Origin of the sequence: Streptomyces sp. NBC_00080 (assembly GCF_045041255.1) — a bacterium.
GTDB lineage: Bacteria > Actinomycetota > Actinomycetes > Streptomycetales > Streptomycetaceae > Streptomyces > Streptomyces coriariae.
The window spans coordinates 2,731,999-2,747,657 of sequence record NZ_CP108235.1 but is presented as its reverse complement, the minus strand read 5'-3'; the positions used below and the strand labels follow the sequence as shown (position 1 = coordinate 2,747,657).

The 15,659-nt window shown below is 68.0% G+C and carries 14 protein-coding genes; 7 read left to right on the top strand and 7 right to left on the bottom strand.

Translation table 11 applies throughout. From position 1 onward, the window contains the following. Nucleotides 1-127 precede the first annotated feature (127 nt). From OHU34_RS11935 to OHU34_RS11915, 5 genes are all read left to right on the top strand, one after another. Nucleotides 128-562 (top strand): hypothetical protein, encoded by a 435-nt coding sequence (locus OHU34_RS11935; protein ID WP_230194505.1) that lies wholly within the window; start codon nt 128-130, stop codon nt 560-562. Beyond that, the gene (locus OHU34_RS11930; protein ID WP_405766229.1) at nt 562-2,256 is read left to right on the top strand and encodes a hypothetical protein; all 1,695 of its coding nucleotides are present in this window, start codon (nt 562-564) and stop codon (nt 2,254-2,256) included. The genes OHU34_RS11935 and OHU34_RS11930 overlap by 1 nt, the downstream gene beginning before the upstream one ends. 133 nt (nt 2,257-2,389) lie before the next feature. After that, nucleotides 2,390-3,559, top strand: a complete 1,170-nt coding sequence (locus tag OHU34_RS11925) for a S8 family serine peptidase (RefSeq protein WP_405766226.1) — start codon at nt 2,390-2,392, stop codon at nt 3,557-3,559. A 42-nt stretch (nt 3,560-3,601) separates the two neighbouring features. After that, entirely contained in the window at nt 3,602-3,940 is a 339-nt protein-coding gene (locus tag OHU34_RS11920; RefSeq protein WP_020128584.1) for a WXG100 family type VII secretion target, read from the top strand. A gap of 52 nt (nt 3,941-3,992) precedes the next feature. Beyond that, nucleotides 3,993-4,295, top strand: a complete 303-nt coding sequence (locus OHU34_RS11915; protein ID WP_020128583.1) for a WXG100 family type VII secretion target — start codon at nt 3,993-3,995, stop codon at nt 4,293-4,295. 108 nt (nt 4,296-4,403) lie between these two features. Here OHU34_RS11915 and OHU34_RS11910 read toward each other — a convergent pair whose 3' ends face one another. The 6 genes from OHU34_RS11910 to eccCa form a co-directional block, all read right to left on the bottom strand. Continuing rightward, a complete protein-coding gene (locus OHU34_RS11910) occupies nt 4,404-5,006 on the bottom strand; it encodes a hypothetical protein (protein WP_405766224.1) in 603 nt (200 codons plus the stop codon). Beyond that, complete coding sequence (locus OHU34_RS11905) at nt 4,988-6,811, bottom strand: alpha/beta hydrolase (protein ID WP_230194501.1); 1,824 nt, start codon at nt 6,809-6,811, stop codon at nt 4,988-4,990. Before OHU34_RS11905 ends, OHU34_RS11910 begins: the two co-directional genes overlap by 19 nt. A 9-nt stretch (nt 6,812-6,820) precedes the next feature. Further along, nucleotides 6,821-7,264: a hypothetical protein gene (locus OHU34_RS11900; RefSeq protein ID WP_230194500.1), complete on the bottom strand. Its 444-nt coding sequence runs from the start codon at nt 7,262-7,264 to the stop codon at nt 6,821-6,823. Between the two features lie 276 nt (nt 7,265-7,540). Beyond that, a complete protein-coding gene (locus OHU34_RS11895) occupies nt 7,541-7,687 on the bottom strand; it encodes a hypothetical protein (RefSeq protein WP_230194499.1) in 147 nt (48 codons plus the stop codon). A gap of 44 nt (nt 7,688-7,731) precedes the next feature. Then, the gene (locus tag OHU34_RS11890) at nt 7,732-8,133 is read right to left on the bottom strand and encodes a hypothetical protein (protein WP_230194498.1); all 402 of its coding nucleotides are present in this window, start codon (nt 8,131-8,133) and stop codon (nt 7,732-7,734) included. Between the two features lie 297 nt (nt 8,134-8,430). After that, nucleotides 8,431-12,396, bottom strand: a complete 3,966-nt coding sequence (gene eccCa, locus OHU34_RS11885) for a type VII secretion protein EccCa (protein ID WP_405766220.1) — start codon at nt 12,394-12,396, stop codon at nt 8,431-8,433. Between the two features lie 301 nt (nt 12,397-12,697). Between eccCa and eccD the strand changes: the two genes are divergently transcribed. Beyond that, the gene (gene eccD, locus OHU34_RS11880) at nt 12,698-14,209 is read left to right on the top strand and encodes a type VII secretion integral membrane protein EccD (protein ID WP_200839827.1); all 1,512 of its coding nucleotides are present in this window, start codon (nt 12,698-12,700) and stop codon (nt 14,207-14,209) included. Between the two features lie 223 nt (nt 14,210-14,432). Here the strand turns inward: eccD and OHU34_RS11875 are convergent, their stop codons facing one another. Then, complete coding sequence (locus tag OHU34_RS11875) at nt 14,433-14,729, bottom strand: DUF397 domain-containing protein (RefSeq protein WP_142266461.1); 297 nt, start codon at nt 14,727-14,729, stop codon at nt 14,433-14,435. A gap of 370 nt (nt 14,730-15,099) precedes the next feature. On the opposite strand from OHU34_RS11875, the gene rpsO reads away from it, so the two are divergent. Then, nucleotides 15,100-15,387 carry a 30S ribosomal protein S15 gene (gene rpsO, locus OHU34_RS11870; protein ID WP_020128575.1) on the top strand — a complete coding sequence of 96 codons (288 nt, stop codon included), beginning with the start codon at nt 15,100-15,102 and terminating at the stop codon, nt 15,385-15,387. Nucleotides 15,388-15,659 lie beyond the last annotated feature (272 nt).

The window sequence follows — 15,659 nt, the reverse complement described above, 5'->3', positions numbered from 1 at the left end:
TGTTGCATAAGGCAGTTGGGGCTGTCAGAGGGAGTCATTACAGTGGTTGCGTTGCGGTCATGAACACTTGAAAGGCGTGGGCGGTTCCGTCCGGGACGGGCGGCGGAAAACGGGGAGAGTGGTTGGCGTGATTCCTGCGGACATGGGCGGGGGCCCCACCGACGTACGGCGCGGATACATGGCGCTCTCGACGTTCAAAAAGCGGGTGGACGACCTGCTCACGGCCTTCGAGAAGTCGGCCGGCGGTTCGGCCAAGGTCGGCGGGCACAGCCTGTCGGAGGCCACGTTCGGAGCGGGGCAGTTCCCGGAGGCAAAGGATCTCCACCTCCAGTACGAGCGCGTCCACGAACGCATCACGACCCTCTCCAAGTCCCTCGGGCTCCAGTTGGAGGCCATGCAGATCGCCGTGCACGGCGTGGACGTCACCTTCGACAACCTGGAAGAGGACCTTCGGTACCGGTTCCACGAGATCCGGACCGAGGTCAACCGTGACCGGGAAGAGGCGCTCAACAAGCAGACCGAGCGGACCAACGACGCCGACCACACCGACGCGGGGTACTGATGGCCGACCACAAGAAGAAGTCGGACCACTACCAGTCGGAGCGCCAGGAAGCCGTTCAGCAGAACAGCGGCGTGGACGACGCGGTGAACAAAGCCGTGGTCATCAGCCCCGGCTCCCTCAGCAGCCCTGGCGGCTTCGGCAAGACCAGCTTCGAGGGCTACGACCTCAACGCCATGATCGACATCGTCGAGTCGGCGAATCCGGAGACCCTGGAGAGCGCCGCCACGGCCCTCGTCGACGCCCGGGACGCCATCAACGAAGCCGCCAACGAACTCAGCCGCAACCTGGGCAACGTCGACTGGGAGGGCGAGGCACACACCGCCTTCTACACCTGGGGCATGAACCTCACCACCACCGCCCTCGCGCTCGCCACTTACACCGACGAGGTCGGCACCCAGGTCCTGGCAGCAAGCTCCGGCCTCGCCTCCGTACGCAAGTCGATGCCGCCGCGTGACAGCCGCGTCGACCCCAAGAAGGTCGACGACATCCCGACACCCCAACGGGTCGAAGGAAACGAGGAGTACACGGCAGCGGTCAAGGCGGAGAAGGACCGCCAGGAAGCCATCAACCAGATGTACCGGCTGGCGTCGTTCTACACGGTGTCGAGCGGGATGATGGAACTGGCGGAGGAGCCGGTTTTTCCGGAGATGCCAAGCGTGGGCGTGCCGGTGCCGCCGCCGTCCTTGGGGGATCCGTATAAGCCGCCGCCGGGTCACGATTCGCTTTCCAGCGTGGCTCATTCAGGAGTCACAAACCAGCACTCTGTGAACACCGAGGTGGAGCGACCGCGGGCGGAGGAGTTGCCGTCGTCCCACAAGAGTGTGGACGACGCCGTCAGGTCTCCGGAGCGGACCATTGGCACCGAGATCGACAGTGTCGATGCATCGCCGCCGCAAGACACAGTCAAGCCGACGACCGTCACCCCGCCTGCTACGGCAGGACCTGGGGGAACACCGGCGGGAGCGGTTGCTCCCTTTGGCCCTGTCGGAAGCTCCCCTGTGTTGCGAGGACAGGCGGGGCGTACCTCAGGGTTTGCGGGCATGCCCGGAGCCAAGGCCCCCACCTCCGCGCAGGGGCGAGCCGGCGGTGTGCCGAGCCGCCCTTCGGGGCGTACGGGTACTAATCCCGTGGGGCCAATCAACCGTACCGCCGCACCCGGTCAGGCCGGCGGCCGTACGGCCGGCCCCATGGGACGGGGGGTGGTGGGCGGGGCGGCGAAGAGCGGGGGACCGGTGGCCAAGCAGGCCGGCGGTGTCCCACGCGGTCCTGTCAACGGGATGGGTGCCACGAATCCGCGTCGTGCAGGCTCCGGACGTCCTGCCAACGGCGTCGTCGGTGGGAAGCCTGTCACCGGGGCCAACCCCGTGAGGAATGCTCCCAGGTTGCCGCGCGGCACGGTCATCGGCGGTGAGAGCGCGCCCGTCTCACGCCCCACGGGGGAGAAGCCCGGCCAGCGTGGGGTAATCGGTGCCACGAGTTCGATGACGGGCGCGGGGCCAACATCTCGTCGCACCGTCAGCAGTCCTGACGGTGTGGTTGGAACAACGAAGGGACGAACTCCCGGATCCAGGAACGGCGGGCGTACGTCCGGCGGCGGCATCGGCGTGACCCGTGGCCCCACAGGCAACCCGGCTTCCGGCGAGAGAGGTTCACGCCGTGACGAGCGGCGCGACGAAGCGTCATCGACCGACTGACCGGACAAGAGCGAGGACAGACAGAAGCATGGTGGCAGGGATCCGCCGACGCGGCAGGCAACGCGCGTCTTTCGTGGAACGAAATGGGAGACGGGTTTCCACCGTTTGTTCAGCACTGGGTGCCCTGTGCGTCATGTCGGCAGGTCTGGCTCCGAGTGCGGCGGCCGCCGACGTCCAGTCCCGACAGTGGTACCTGTCGGCGATGAGGGCTGACGAGATGTGGAAGGTGAGCACCGGTAAGGGCATCAAGGTGGCCGTTATCGATTCGGGAGTGAACCCCGACACTCCTTCGCTGAAAGGGCAAGTGCTCGTTGGTGAAGTGCCGAAGGCTGTCGGCTATAAGGCAGCTGTGGACTACCTGGGGCACGGCACCAGTATGGCGGAACTTATCGCTGGTACTGGTGCTGGGGGTGGCCTGAAGGGCCTCGCTCCGGATTCGAAGATCGTTCCGTATCGGATTGCACTCAAGGGGCTGAAGAGTGAGGCAGACAAGAAGGAAGCCCCTGACCCAGCGGCGGTGATCAGAGCTGTGGCTGACAGCGACGCCAAGATCATTAACATGTCCTTCGGTATTGATGTCGATTTTCCTGAAGTGGCTGCGGCGATCAAGTACGCCCAATCCAAAGGAAAGTTGATGATCGCCGGTACAGGAAATGATGCGGAGACCAAGAACTTCATCGGGTACCCGGCCGCCTACCCATACGTCGTCGGCATCGCCGCTTCTGACGAGTCGGGTAAAGTCGGAGCGTTTTCAGAGCACGGCAACTACGTGGACATGGCGGCCCCCGGCCTCGACGTCCCGACCTGGTGTGACGCCACGTTCCGCGAGTACTGCGACGGCGTGGGCACGAGTATGGCCACCGCCATCGCCTCGGCCTCCGCCGCCCTAGTCTGGTCCGCCCACCCCGACTGGACGGCCAACCAGGTCCTCGCCAGCCTGATCGACACCGCCGGACGCGACTGGGCGAAGGACGACCCGAGCACGTACCTCGGCTACGGACTGATCCGTCCCCGCATGGTGCTGGAGCAAAGCAACTTCAACCCCGGCGCGGCCAACACCGACCCGCTCGCCAGGGAGAACGCGACGGGCGTCACGGACGAGGCGGGCAACTCGCCCTCCGCATCCGCGCCAAGTTCCTCCCCGCCCTCGAAGGCCACGTCAGCCGGCCGGACCTCGGCGGCGGCATCAACCTCGGACACCTCCGACAACAGCACGATGTGGATCGCGCTCGGAGCGGCGGCGGCCGTCCTGGTGATCGGGGGCGGAGCCTTCGCGGTGATCCGCTCTCGGCGAGCCACATGACCCACACCTGACGAACCACAGCTCACGAAAGGGAGTGCCGAAATGGTCGACCGCAAGCTAAACGACGGCGATGTACAGAAGCTCCAGAAGGAAGTCATCGATCGCTACGACAACATCCGGGGCTCCCTCGCGAAACTGCAAGGCACGATCGACATGATCGAGAGGGCGTGGACGGGCCAGGGTGCCAACGCCTTCAACACCAAGCAGACGGAGATCAACGGCCATATGGTCGCGATCGGCAAGATGCTCGACGACTTCCTCGACGGCATCCACATGACGAAGACCGACAAGCAGAACCTCGAAGACCAGATCACCGCCGACATGAACAAGATCTCGGTCGAGGATCTCGGCGGAAAGACTTCGGCGCTCAACAGCTACTGACTGACCGATCCGGCGAAGTCCGGCTGAAGTCTTCACAGAAACGAGGGGAATCATGTCCGGAGCCCATTACGAGGAACTCGCCGTCACCTACGGCACCATGGACGCGCTCGCCACCGAACTCGGCGACCAGGCCAGGAAGCTCGAGGAGGACCTCGAAGCGCTGAGGCAGGCCGTGCTCAACGTGTCCTCGGGCTGGGGCGGCGAGGCGTTCCAGCAGTTCCAGAGCAAGAGCGAGGAGTGGAACAAGCACGCGCGTGGCATCCACGCGGCGCTGCTCCAGATCTCGCACCAGGTCCACGGCGCCGGCGGTGACTACCGCGGCGGCGACCTGAAGGGCGCCAGCTACTTCATGTAGCAGTGCCCGCATGTCACAACACCGGGGTGGGCACGCACGGGAGGTGCCCACCTCGGTGTTGTAACACGCTGTTCCGTTCTGTCAGCGCCGTTCTGCGGAGCTGAGTCGTCAGAAGCGTTCGACCTCTTCGCCGTCAGGGACCTCATAGCAGCCGGATACGAGGTCCAGGCTCAGTTTTGGCGGGTTATTCTTCGCCATTTGAGTGATGTGGACTCCTACCTTCAGCTTGTCGTTATCGGCGGTCAGATTGATGTTCTTGTTCTTGCTGGTATCCGGCCCGTAATTGACGATTTTCCATCCATTTTTCGGCAGCTCCGTCTTGAGTCGCTCCATGGCAATGTCGAGGTCGCTCGCCGAGGTGGGGTAGAAGCTCCAGGGATGGAATACTCGGAAATAGGTCTTCGTGTCCCTACCCGAACAGTCCATAACTCCCGGTTGAGTATCGGAAGCCTTTCCCTTGACGCCGATCAGGTCGTAGATACCACTGGATACTTTTTCCAGCGCATTCGAGGCATCACGCGAGGTGCTCGTACCAGCGGACGGGATTTCGTTGGAATCGTTGTCAGTCATGCTGCATCCGGTGAGAGTGGCGAAGGCGAGGGCGAAGGCGAGGGGGACGGTAGGTAGGGGAGCGCTCAGTTTGATTTTCACGTCAAGGGGCCTTAGTTCGTCGGACAGGGTTTCCGGCCTATCTACTTCACGTGCGCCCATGGGTCCGGTGGTGGCTTCAGGGGCGCGTCATCGCCCTTTCCGACAACGACCAAGGCCTGATTTTCCAGACTTTGCGAGTTCGTGCCCGAGTCTGCGTCCCTGTCCCAGTAACCACTGTGTCCTTCAGTGTCCGTGGTCATCTGGTTGGCGCCGAAGTCCGGATCGCTGGGGATGATGAACCCGTCCCCGCCGTGACCCCAGCGGCCCACGTCCGGAACCACGTCTCCGTCGGCCTCTTCGTTCCATACGTGCCCATTGGGGACGTCCAGTTCATCCGCACCGGATACCTTGACGCCAGGACTGCCGGCGAAGACGATGTCGTCGGCGTTGAGCTGCCCCGTAGAAGCGGCGGCGCCGACGAGGGTCGTGCCGTATGAATGAGCGATCACGGTGGTATGCGACGGTGAATCGGCGGAATGTGATGTATCGAGTCCGTCCATGAAATCCCGGAAAGCCGGAGCGCCGTCGTACGCGTAGTGTTCGAAGGGGGCATCCTTGACCACGTCATCAGGGGCGTCGTAACCGAGCCACGTGATCGTGGATACAGATTTCCCGTCAGCTTCGTCATGAGCGGCCCGCCAGACGTTTTCCATTCGGTTGATGTTTCCCTCGACGTTTCCCAGCTCCGCCGTCGTACCCGGAACATAGACCGCCGTATGATCCGCGGTGTCCGGATTCCCGTTGGCGACGATTGCGCGGCCGTCGCCTTCGGTACTGAATCCCAGGAGGTACGCCTCAGGCAGTCCGTTCGTGCCGGTCGCATCGAAGCGCTTTTGAATCGCGTTCATTCCGTCGAGGGACTTGTGAGCATTCTTACGGCTCTCTTCCCATTCCTTCCACTCCTGTGTTTCCACATTGACGCCCTTCATCACGGTTCCCGTATAGGGGTCGATGTAGGGCTGGAAGTGCGTGGGTTCCGGGTGCTTTTTCAGCCAGTCGTCGTACTGCCCCGTTGCGACGCCGTGGGCCTCGGCAAGCACCATCCGGTTCGCATCGTCCCTGACCGTGGCAGGTAGTCCGTCGAGCGCCCCCACGGAATCGGGACGCATGGAAATCCAGGCCGCCTGCTGCTCCGCGTCCAGCCCCTTCCACCACTCCGCGTTGTCCTTGGGGCTGCCGCCCTTGGGGGGCCGGGGAAGGGAGTCGAGGTACTTCTTGCCTGCGTCGCGCACACCGCTCGTGTCGGAGGACGCGTCGGCCCAGTCGCCTTCGGACACAGTGAGGTCGTCGTCCGCCTTCAACGCCCGCAGCTTCGGTGCCCACTTCTCGTCGGCCTCTGTGGCCTCCTTGAGCGCGACGGCGATCTGGTCGGCGTAGTCCTGGGCGAGGCGGTGATGGGGGTTGGGGTCGAAGTTTGCCGCCTGACGGCCCACTGCGGCGGCCGTGCCGTCCGTCAGGCCGCTCACCGTGCCGCCGTCGGGGATCTTGCCGTCGGCGTTCTTCTCCCCGCCCGCCGGGTACGACACCGAACCGTCGGCGTGCACGGTGAGGGCGGCGGCCTGCGCGCCGTCGAGTGCCGCGTCGAGCTTGCTTTTGGCAGCCGCCACCTCGTAGGAGAAGGCTTCGAGAGCCGTACTGACCAGACCGCACTCGACCTGGATGTAGTGGAAGTTCTTGCCCAGCTCCCCCAACTGCTTGATCGCCGCAGTCGCGGCCTCGCCCTTCAGCGAGTTCCGCATGGCCACGGCGATTTGGTTCTCGACGCGGTCCTTTGCCGCGCTCGCCATGTCGGAGGTGCTGCGGTATCCATCGGCGGCTTCCGAGTACTCGGTCGGCTTGAGGGCCTTGAGCGTTGCGAGGTCCATGACGTCTCGTTACCGCCCCTTCTCCTGACCGCCGACGGCCGGAGTGTCCGCGTACTCCACCGTCAGATTGCCGATCTCGACCTCGATCGCCTCATCGGTCTTCAGCTGGTCGCTGCCCGCCTTCTCCAGCAGACCCGAGAGCTTCCCGCAGCGTCCGCTCACGCTCTTGACGTAGGTCTCCCACGAGTCGTGGACATCCTTCTGGGCCGCGGCGGTCAGGCAGCCGGCGTCCTCGCCGAGGCCCTTCTGGCCGTCCGTCAACTTGGCCATCGCCTTGTCGATGTCCTGACGGAGCGAACCGACGTCCTGGCCGGCCTTGGACCAGGCAGGCTTGTTCGATACCAGAGTGCCGGTACCACCACCCGGGTCGAGTGGGACGTGGTTCAGTTGCATGTGGGCCGCATGTTGATCGGCCGCCGCACTCTTGAGCTGCTCCCACTCTTCCCACGCCATGCGTGAGCCCCTTCCCCGTGTCCCCGTGAAGCCCCTCGGACAGATGTGAAGCCGTCCTTGGACGTGAGCTCGTCCGTCCAACCGGACAGTTCCGCCGATCCACCAACAGGCCAGATCCATGAACCCCGTTCAAGTGAGTTCACGGATCTCACCCTACTTTCCCCAATTCACCGCCGTCCGCCTGGTAGCGGCGTCCCGGAAGTCAGGTGGCTCAATTGCCCGGGTACGAGGTGGTAGACGGCCGGGTGCGTCGGCCAACCGGAAGCCCCAAGCGGTTCAGCCGTTCGAGGAGAAGAGGTCTGCGGTGGTGGCGGTGGCGGCGGGATTTGGTGGCCGGATGTCTCCGCTGACGCGCACTTCGGTGGTGCCCTCGTGAGCGGCGGAGCTGGTGCAGGACAGACGCCGGGAGGAAGGTACGTACATTCCTGCGCTGGCATCCTGAGGATCGAGTTGAGCCCAAGTCGGTGTCAGGTGCAGTCATTCCCCGCCTGAACTTGCCCGGTAAATTCGGTGACAAGGCGCTTCATCGTGGACGAGCTCTCACGACCGGAGGCGAAGACCTGAAGAACGGTGAAGAGAGCCTGGTCCGGGTGAGTCGAATCCGTGCATCCCTCGACCTTCCCGACCGCGCCGGTCCCCGAATAGAGAAACTCGTCGCCGGTGATCACGTCTCCCTTGTTGACCTGAGCGTGCACGGCGGCGACGTCGACCAGGCTTCCTGTCTTCTCCCACCACAATCGGCCTGCTACAAGGGCGAGTTCACCGTCGACGCTCACGTTGCAACGCTGGGTTCCACCGTTGGGTGTGGTCTGTCGGGTGGAAACCTTTTCTCCGGGCGGCAGGAACGGTGCCAGAAGGTCGGGGTCCACGGACACCCCGCACAGGGACTGCGGGAGGGAATACTCCCGCTCCTCGCCGCTCGAGCATCCGGACAAGGCGGTCCCGACAGCGAGCGACGCCGTCAGGATTGCAAGACGTCGAAGCGTAGTGGAGAGCGGGAGCGGTGCGCACTGCAAGGTCAGGGACCTCTCTGGACGGGTGGATCCTTGCGCGGGCATGAGGCAGGTGCGGCCGGGGTCCCGCATCAGACGTCCGTCCTGAGATCGGGAGTCATGGCAGTGACGTTCGTCCCGAGTCCTTGGATCCGTGGCGAGTACATCCGCCCGTCACACCCCCTCCGGCGCCAACCCCACCTGCACCAACGGCTTCCCCCGTCGTCGTGAGACGAAGATCCCCCGCCCCGCGGGCATCGGCCGAGGCCGTACCCCGCCGAGGAGGTCCCCCTCTCCGGGATCGCCCGCCAGTACGACACCCTGGGCGCCCAGCTCCTTGATCCGCTGCATGAACGCCTCGTACGACGCCCGCCCCGCGCCCGCCGTCGACCGCGCGATGATGAACCGCACCCCGACGTCCCGGGCGAACGGCAGAAGTTCCGTCAGTCCCGCCAGCGGATTGCCGCTCGACGTCGCCACGAGGTCGTAGTCGTCGATGACGACGAACACCGTCGGTCCACGCCACCAACTGCGGTCCCGGAGCTGCCGCGCCGTCACCTCGGCCGTCGGCGCCCGGCGCTTCATCAGGTCGGCCAGCGCGGCCATGTGGTGGTCCATGGCGTTGGACATCGGGATGTACTCGGCCAGATGGGACTCCGGCGTCACGTCCAGCAGGGACCGCCGGTTGTCGACCACGAACATCTTGCACTCGTCGCCCGAGTAGCGCTGGGTCAGTTGCCTGATCAGCAACCGCAGCAGATTCGACTTGCCGGACTCGCTCTCGCCGAAGACGAGGAGGAACGGATCCTGCTCGAAGTCGACGTAGACCGGCTCGAGCCGGTCCTCGTCGAGGGCGAAGGCGACCCCACGGCGCGGAAAGCTGCCGCCCGGCGGCAGCGATTCGGCCGGGAACTCCCGTGGCAGCAGCCGGACTTCCGGCGCGGGCGCCGCCTGCCACTGCCGGGAGACCTCCGCGGTCAGCGCCTGCGTGGCGTCGGCGAGGTCCGTGTCCGAGGCGAGGCCGTCGATGCGCGGCACCGCCCCCATGAAGTGCAGCTTCTGCGGCGACTGGCCGCGGCCCGGCACGCCCGCCGGGACGTTCGCGGCGACCTTGCGGTCGATCTCGGAGTCCATCGTGTCGCCGAGCCGCAGCTCCAGCCGGTTCATCAGCTGGTCCTTGAGTGCCGCCCTGACCTCCATCGAGCGCGAGGCCGTCAGCACCAGGTGGACGCCGTAGCCGAGGCCGCGCGCCGCGATGTCGAGGATCACCTGGTCCATCACCTCGTACTCGGACCGGAAGTTGCCCCACCCGTCGACGATCAGGAACACATCCCCCCAGGGCTGGTCCGTGACCGAGATGTCCCCGCGGGCCCGCCTGGCCCGGAACTCCGCGATCGACGGGATGCCGGCCGAGCGGAAGTACTCCTCACGGCGGGTCAGCACGCCGTACACCTCGGCCACCGTGCGCCGTACCCGCTCCGGGTCGAGCCGGGAGGCGACCCCGCCCACGTGCGGCAGGCCGGCCACCGACGCCATCGCGCCGCCGCCGAAGTCGAGGCCGTAGAACTGGACCTCGTGCGGCGTGTGCGTGAGGGCGAAGGCGCAGATCAGCGAGCGCAGCAGGGTCGACTTGCCGGACTGCGGGCCGCCGACGATCTGCATGTGGCCCGCGGCGCCGGAGAAGTCCACCCACAGGGAGTCACGGCGTTGCTCGAACGGCTTGTCCACCAGGCCCACCGGCACGACCAGCCGGCCCGCGCCCTCGTACCCCGGCTGGGTGAGGCCGCGCCCCGGTACCGCCGTCAGTCCCGGCAGCAGCGCGTCCAGCGACGGCGGGCTGTCCAGCGGCGGCAGCCACACCTGGTGCGCCGCCGGGCCCTGCGCCTCCAGCCGGCGCACGACCACGTCGAGCACGGTGTCCGCCAGCGCGTCGTCGACCTCCGCATCGCCGGACGGGCGGGCCTGCGGCACCTGTGCGTACCGCACCGGCACCTCCGCCGAGGTGAACAGCACCGGCCGCCGGTCCACCGGCAGCGGGCCGCCTCCCGGCGCCGTCCGCTGAGCGCCCGAGCGGTAGACCCCGGACACGTACGCCGCCTTGAACCGCACCATCTCGTCGGTGCCGAACTTCAGGAAGCCGGAACCCGGCACGTTCGGCAGCGAGTACGCGTCGGGGACACCGAGCGCCGCCCGCGACTCCGCCGCCGAGAAGGTGCGCAGACCGACGCGGTACGACAGATAGGTCTCCAGGCCGCGCAGCCGGCCCTCCTCCAGGCGCTGCGAGGCCAGCAGCAGGTGCACGCCGAGCGAGCGGCCGATCCGGCCGATCTGCACGAACATCTCGATGAAGTCCGGCTTCGCCGTCAGCAGTTCGCTGAACTCGTCGATCACCAGGACCAGCGAGGGGATCGGCTGAAGGGCGGCTCCCGCGGCCCGCGCCTTCTCGTAGTCGTGGATGTTGGCGTAGTTGCCCGCGTCCCGCAGCAGCTCCTGGCGGCGGTTGAGCTCACCCCGGATGGAGTCGCCCATCCGGTCCACCAGCGTCAGGTCGTCCGCCAGGTTGGTGATCACGGCCGCCACGTGCGGCATCTGCGCCATGCCGGCGAAGGTCGCGCCGCCCTTGAAGTCGGCGAGCACGAAGTTCAGCGTCTCGGAGGAGTGGGTGACCGCCAGGCCCAGCACCAGCGTGCGCAGCAGCTCGGACTTGCCGGAACCCGTCGCGCCCACGCACAGACCGTGCGGCCCCATGCCCTCCTGTGCCGCCTCCTTGAGGTCCAGCATCACCGGACGGCCGTCCTCGCCCACCCCGATCGGCACCCGCAGTCGCTCCGCGAGCGAACGCGGCCGCCAGGTGCGCCGGGTGTCCACGGACGCGGCGTCCCCGAGGCTCAGCAGGTCGGTGAACTCCAGGTTGGCCAGCAGCGGCTCGTCGTCGTCCCCGCCGGACGCCATCCGCAGCGGGGCGAGCTGCCGGGCGAGCGCCTCGGCGGACTCGGGGGAGAGCGCGTCGGGCGTCCCCTCGTAGACGGCTCCGTGCCCCGACTCCAGCCGCAGCACGCCGGGCTGTACGACGATGTCGAGCTCGCCGCCGGCCCCCGTCGGCCCACCGGGGACGATCTCGAGGACCGTCACGCCCTGGAGCCCCTCGGGATTGGCCAGAACCGAGTCCGGGGGCAGGGAGACGCCGTCGAGGACGACGACGATGTGCGGCTCGTCGGGCAGCGGCGTCGCGTGCGGATGGAACCGTGGGCGGCCCGTCAGCCGAGTCCCGAGCAGGTTCTCCAGTTCACGGGTGTCTGCGCCGATGAGCCTGCGGCTGCCCGCGCCGTCCACGGCCCCCGACGCCTGGACGTGCGGCAGCCACTTCGCCCACTCCCAGTGCGGCAGCTCCTCCCGGCCCGCCGCGACGACGAGAACCAGGTCCTCGGACGAGTGCAGCGCGGCCAGCGAACCGGCCAGGGCACGGACGCAGGAGCGCACCGACCGCGGCTCACCGCTGACCGTGACGTGGTAGAAGGCGCGCAGCGAGACGGCCATCGGCAGGTCGTCGAGGCTGTCGTGGACGGCGAGGAAACGCTGGAGCGCGCCCGCGGTCAGCGGCTCCAACTGCTCCACCGGGCCGGTCTCGGGAGCGATCAGCGGGGTGGCGAGGGCCTGGGCGCCGAGGCCGACGCGCACCTGGGCGAAGTCCTCGTCCCCGGGCCGCCGTTCCCACACCCGGCTGCCCTCGGCGACCAGCGCCCACAGCTGCTCGGGGGAGGGGTGCAGGTAGTACTGCGCGTCACGCTGCGCCCGCGCGGTGTCGAGCGCGGTACGCCGGGTCTGCGCCAGGTAGCTCAGGTAGTCGCGGCGCAGATCCGCCAACTGCCCCTGCGAGCCGCGCCGGAAGCGCACCACCATCGCGATCGACATGGCCACGGTCGAGGCGATCATGACCATGCCCATGATGCGCATGAACGGCTGCCCGCTCGTGAAGAAGAAGACCACCGAGCCGCCCATGCCGAGCGTCGGCAGCAGTTGCATCAGCACGCTCTCCTGATGGCCCCGCGGCAGCTCCGGCGGAGGCTGCACAACGACCTCACCGGTGGGCACCTCGGACGGCAGCACCCGTGGCTGGCGCTTCACGACGATGTGGCTCACTGCTCACCAATCCCCTTGCGAGGCCCCGAATCCCCTTGCGCGACCCCGGATGACTTCGTCCGCCGCCCCGTGCCGGACGGACGCAGGCCGCCGCGTGATCCTACTGACTGCCTGTCCGACCAAGGGGCGGTAGGGTGCCGGATGTTCGCGTGAGCACACCCGCGGGCCGCGCCGCGCAGCAGTCGACGCGGAACCTTCACACCGCCCACCTACATCGAACACGCGACATCGAACACGCGACACCGAACGCACGCGACACCGCACACGCCGACGCGGAACCATCACTGAGGGGGAGCAGCAGGTGAGTATCGCGGCCTCCGCGGCAGCCACCGGAGAAGGGCGCGGCACCGGAGCCGCTCCCGCGGCGGGGACGGGGCTCGGCTTCTGCCGGGTCACCATCGTCGCCCCCGACAGCCGGATCGACGTGGCGCTGCCCGACGACGTCCCCGTCGCCGACATCCACCCGGAGATCCTCAGGCTCTCCCGGCAGAGCCCCGCCGAGGGCGCTCCGGTCGGCTACCACCTCGTCCGCCGGGACGGCACCGTCCTCGACAGTTCCCGTTCGTTCGCCGCCCAGCACATCCTCGACGGCGAGCTCCTCACGCTGCGCCCCTTCTCCGAGTCGCTGCCGCCCGCCGTCTTCGACGACGTGTCGGAGGCGGTCGCCTCGGCCGTGACGCGCGAGCACACCCTGTGGAGCGGTGAGCTGACCCGCGCCGCGGGCCTCGTCGGCGGAGGGGTCCTGCCGGCCCTGCTCGCCTTCGTCGCCTGGAGCGGCGACCCGCGTCACGACATGCACAGCCTGCCCGGCATCCTCGCCGCGGTCGTCGGTGTCCTGCTGGTCGCCCTCGCCTGTGTCCGGGCCCGCGTCTACGACGACCGGGGCTCCGCCGTCGCCCTCGGGCTCGGCGCGCTGCCCAACGTGGGCGTGGCGGGCTCCGGACTCCTCCCGCTCGCCGACGGCCAGGGCGTCGGCAGGCTGTCGTTCCTGCTGTCCTGCGCCGCTGTGCTGCTCGCCGCTGTGCTGCTCACCCTGTGCTCCCCTCGTGGGGACGGTCCGTTCGTGGCCTTCGTGGTCGCCTCCGGCGTCGGCCTGGCGGCGGTGTTCGCGGCGGTCCTGGCGCACTGGACCCCGGCCGAGACCGCCGCCCTGTGCGCCCCGGTCGGTGTGGGCGCGCTGGCCTTCCTGCCCGGTCTGTCCATGCGCTTCGCCCGGCTGCCGATCGGTTTCGACGCCCCGGCCACCGCCCCGCGCAGCGCGTACGGCACCGATCCCGCTCCGCGGGAGCCGGTCGACGCCGAGCGGATCGCCGCCCAGGCCCGCCGCGGACACGAACTCCTGGTCGGCCTGGTGGGCGGCTGCGCGGTGATCACGGTCGGCGCCTGCGCGGTCCTCGGGTTCTCCGACGACGTCTGGGCCCGGCTCCTCGCGCTGGCCGCGGGCATCGCTCTGCTGATGCGCGCCCACCTGTTCCGCTACACCGCCCAGGTCGCTCCCGTACTGGCCGCGGGCCTCGGTTCCCTCGTCCTGCTCGGGCTCGGTCTGGCGCTGAACCCGCCGCACTCGGTGATCCGCGACGCGCTGACGGGCGACCGCACCGACCTGGACATCCGTACCGTCTGGCTCGTCGCGGCGATCGCGGCGGCGTCCGCGATCGTCACCGCGATCGGCCTGATCGGCTCGCGGGGCGGCCTCACGCCGTTCTGGGGCCGCTTCATGGAGCTCGCCGAGGGCTTCGTCCTGCTGACGCTCGTTCCGTTGGCACTGGCCGTCTTCGACGTGTACGCGGCGGCCCGGTCGATGACGGGCTGACCCGTCGGCAGCCGGGAAGGAACGGCGGGCGCGAGCCGCGGCGCACCCCGCCCGGCCACACCGTCACCGGCTCCGGCCCGGGCTCGGCGCCGCACGCGGTGCGGACGAGCGGTGGCCGACCCCTGCCGGCCGTCGGCCCCGTAGGAGTCGGCCGGGCGGGAGCCATACCGGCCGTCGGCCCCGTAGGAGTCGGCCGGCAGAAGCCCTACCGGCCACCGACCCCCTATCGCGCGGCAGATCCCCCGTCGTGCGGCGCCGGCTCCAGATCGAACTCGCCGTCCCGGGCACCCAGCACGAAGGCCCGCCACTCCGCCTCCGTGTAGCGCAGCACCGTCTCCGGGTCGAGCGACGACCGCATCGCCACGGCCCCCGCGGGCAGGTAGGCGATCTCGACGCGCTCCTCGTGCTCCTCCGTGCCCGGGGCGCACTGCCACTCGACGCCGGAGATGTCGAGCGCGTACAGCTCGTCCCGCTCCCGCTCCTTGCGCGCTTTGACGTCTTCGTCCTCGGCATCGGCCATGTCGGCTCCGACCCTTTCCCCTGAGTTCCCGCTGTTCCAACGAGCTGTGGCGCCAGCGTACTTGCCGGCGTTCCCCCAGCTCAGAGGTTCCTCTTTTACGTTCCGGCCCGGCGTCGTCGCCCGTACACTGCCCCCGCACGGCGCGGCACGGGCCGAGCGCCCGCCGCGATATCCCGGGCGGGCCCGCTGCCCCGGCCTGCTACCCTGGCTTTCGGCCGTTTGTGTACGCACCCCCGGAAACACCCTCAGGGAGTCCCTGAAGGTTCCGGAGGCCGCGCCCAGCGGATCCCCGCCACCCGAGTAACGGAAGCTCCCCCGAGACCAAGACCGGGGGCACTCGGTGGCCACTCAAAGACTACGAGGAGTACGCGTGCCGCTCGATGCCGCTACGAAGAAGCAGCTCATCACGGAGTTCGGCCAGAAGGAGGGCGACACCGGCTCCCCCGAGGTCCAGGTCGCCATGCTGTCCCGCCGGATCTCGGACCTGACCGAGCACCTCAAGACGCACAAGCACGACCACCACTCCCGTCGTGGTCTGCTGATCCTGGTCGGTCAGCGTCGCCGCCTTCTCCAGTACCTGGCCAAGAAGGACATCCAGCGCTTCCGTGCCCTGGTCGACCGCCTCGGCATCCGCCGTGGTGCGGCGGGCGCCAAGTAGCACGCCGTGAGGGGGAGCGGTTCCCGGACCATCGGGACCGCTCCCCTTTGCCGTACGTACCGGTACACATTGGTACGCACCGGCACATACGGACACACGCCGACGACGGGGCCGTCGTACGCCCTGTCGCCGTGCGGAACGTGCGGAGTGTCACCAACGCTTTGTAGTGTGGTAGCACAACGCCATACGTACGACACAGCGTGATGACGTGCACTCGCTGCGGGTGAACGTCACCACGCCCACCGAACGAGGAGAAGCGCGCCTAGCCGCCG

What these genes read in the sequence shown, in the direction of transcription:
- OHU34_RS11925 (WP_405766226.1), top strand. Translation starts at nt 2,390, where the DNA reads ATGTCGGCAGGTCTGGCTCCGAGTGCGGCGGCCGCCGACGTCCAGTCC.
- OHU34_RS11915 (WP_020128583.1), top strand. Translation starts at nt 3,993, where the DNA reads ATGTCCGGAGCCCATTACGAGGAACTCGCCGTCACCTACGGCACCATG.
- OHU34_RS11910 (WP_405766224.1), bottom strand. Translation starts at nt 5,006, where the DNA reads ATGGGCGCACGTGAAGTAGATAGGCCGGAAACCCTGTCCGACGAACTA.
- OHU34_RS11905 (WP_230194501.1), bottom strand. Translation starts at nt 6,811, where the DNA reads ATGGACCTCGCAACGCTCAAGGCCCTCAAGCCGACCGAGTACTCGGAA.
- OHU34_RS11875 (WP_142266461.1), bottom strand. Translation starts at nt 14,729, where the DNA reads ATGGCCGATGCCGAGGACGAAGACGTCAAAGCGCGCAAGGAGCGGGAG.
- OHU34_RS11920 (WP_020128584.1), top strand. Translation starts at nt 3,602, where the DNA reads ATGGTCGACCGCAAGCTAAACGACGGCGATGTACAGAAGCTCCAGAAG.
- OHU34_RS11895 (WP_230194499.1), bottom strand. Translation starts at nt 7,687, where the DNA reads ATGTACGTACCTTCCTCCCGGCGTCTGTCCTGCACCAGCTCCGCCGCT.
- OHU34_RS11900 (WP_230194500.1), bottom strand. Translation starts at nt 7,264, where the DNA reads ATGGCGTGGGAAGAGTGGGAGCAGCTCAAGAGTGCGGCGGCCGATCAA.
- OHU34_RS11930 (WP_405766229.1), top strand. Translation starts at nt 562, where the DNA reads ATGGCCGACCACAAGAAGAAGTCGGACCACTACCAGTCGGAGCGCCAG.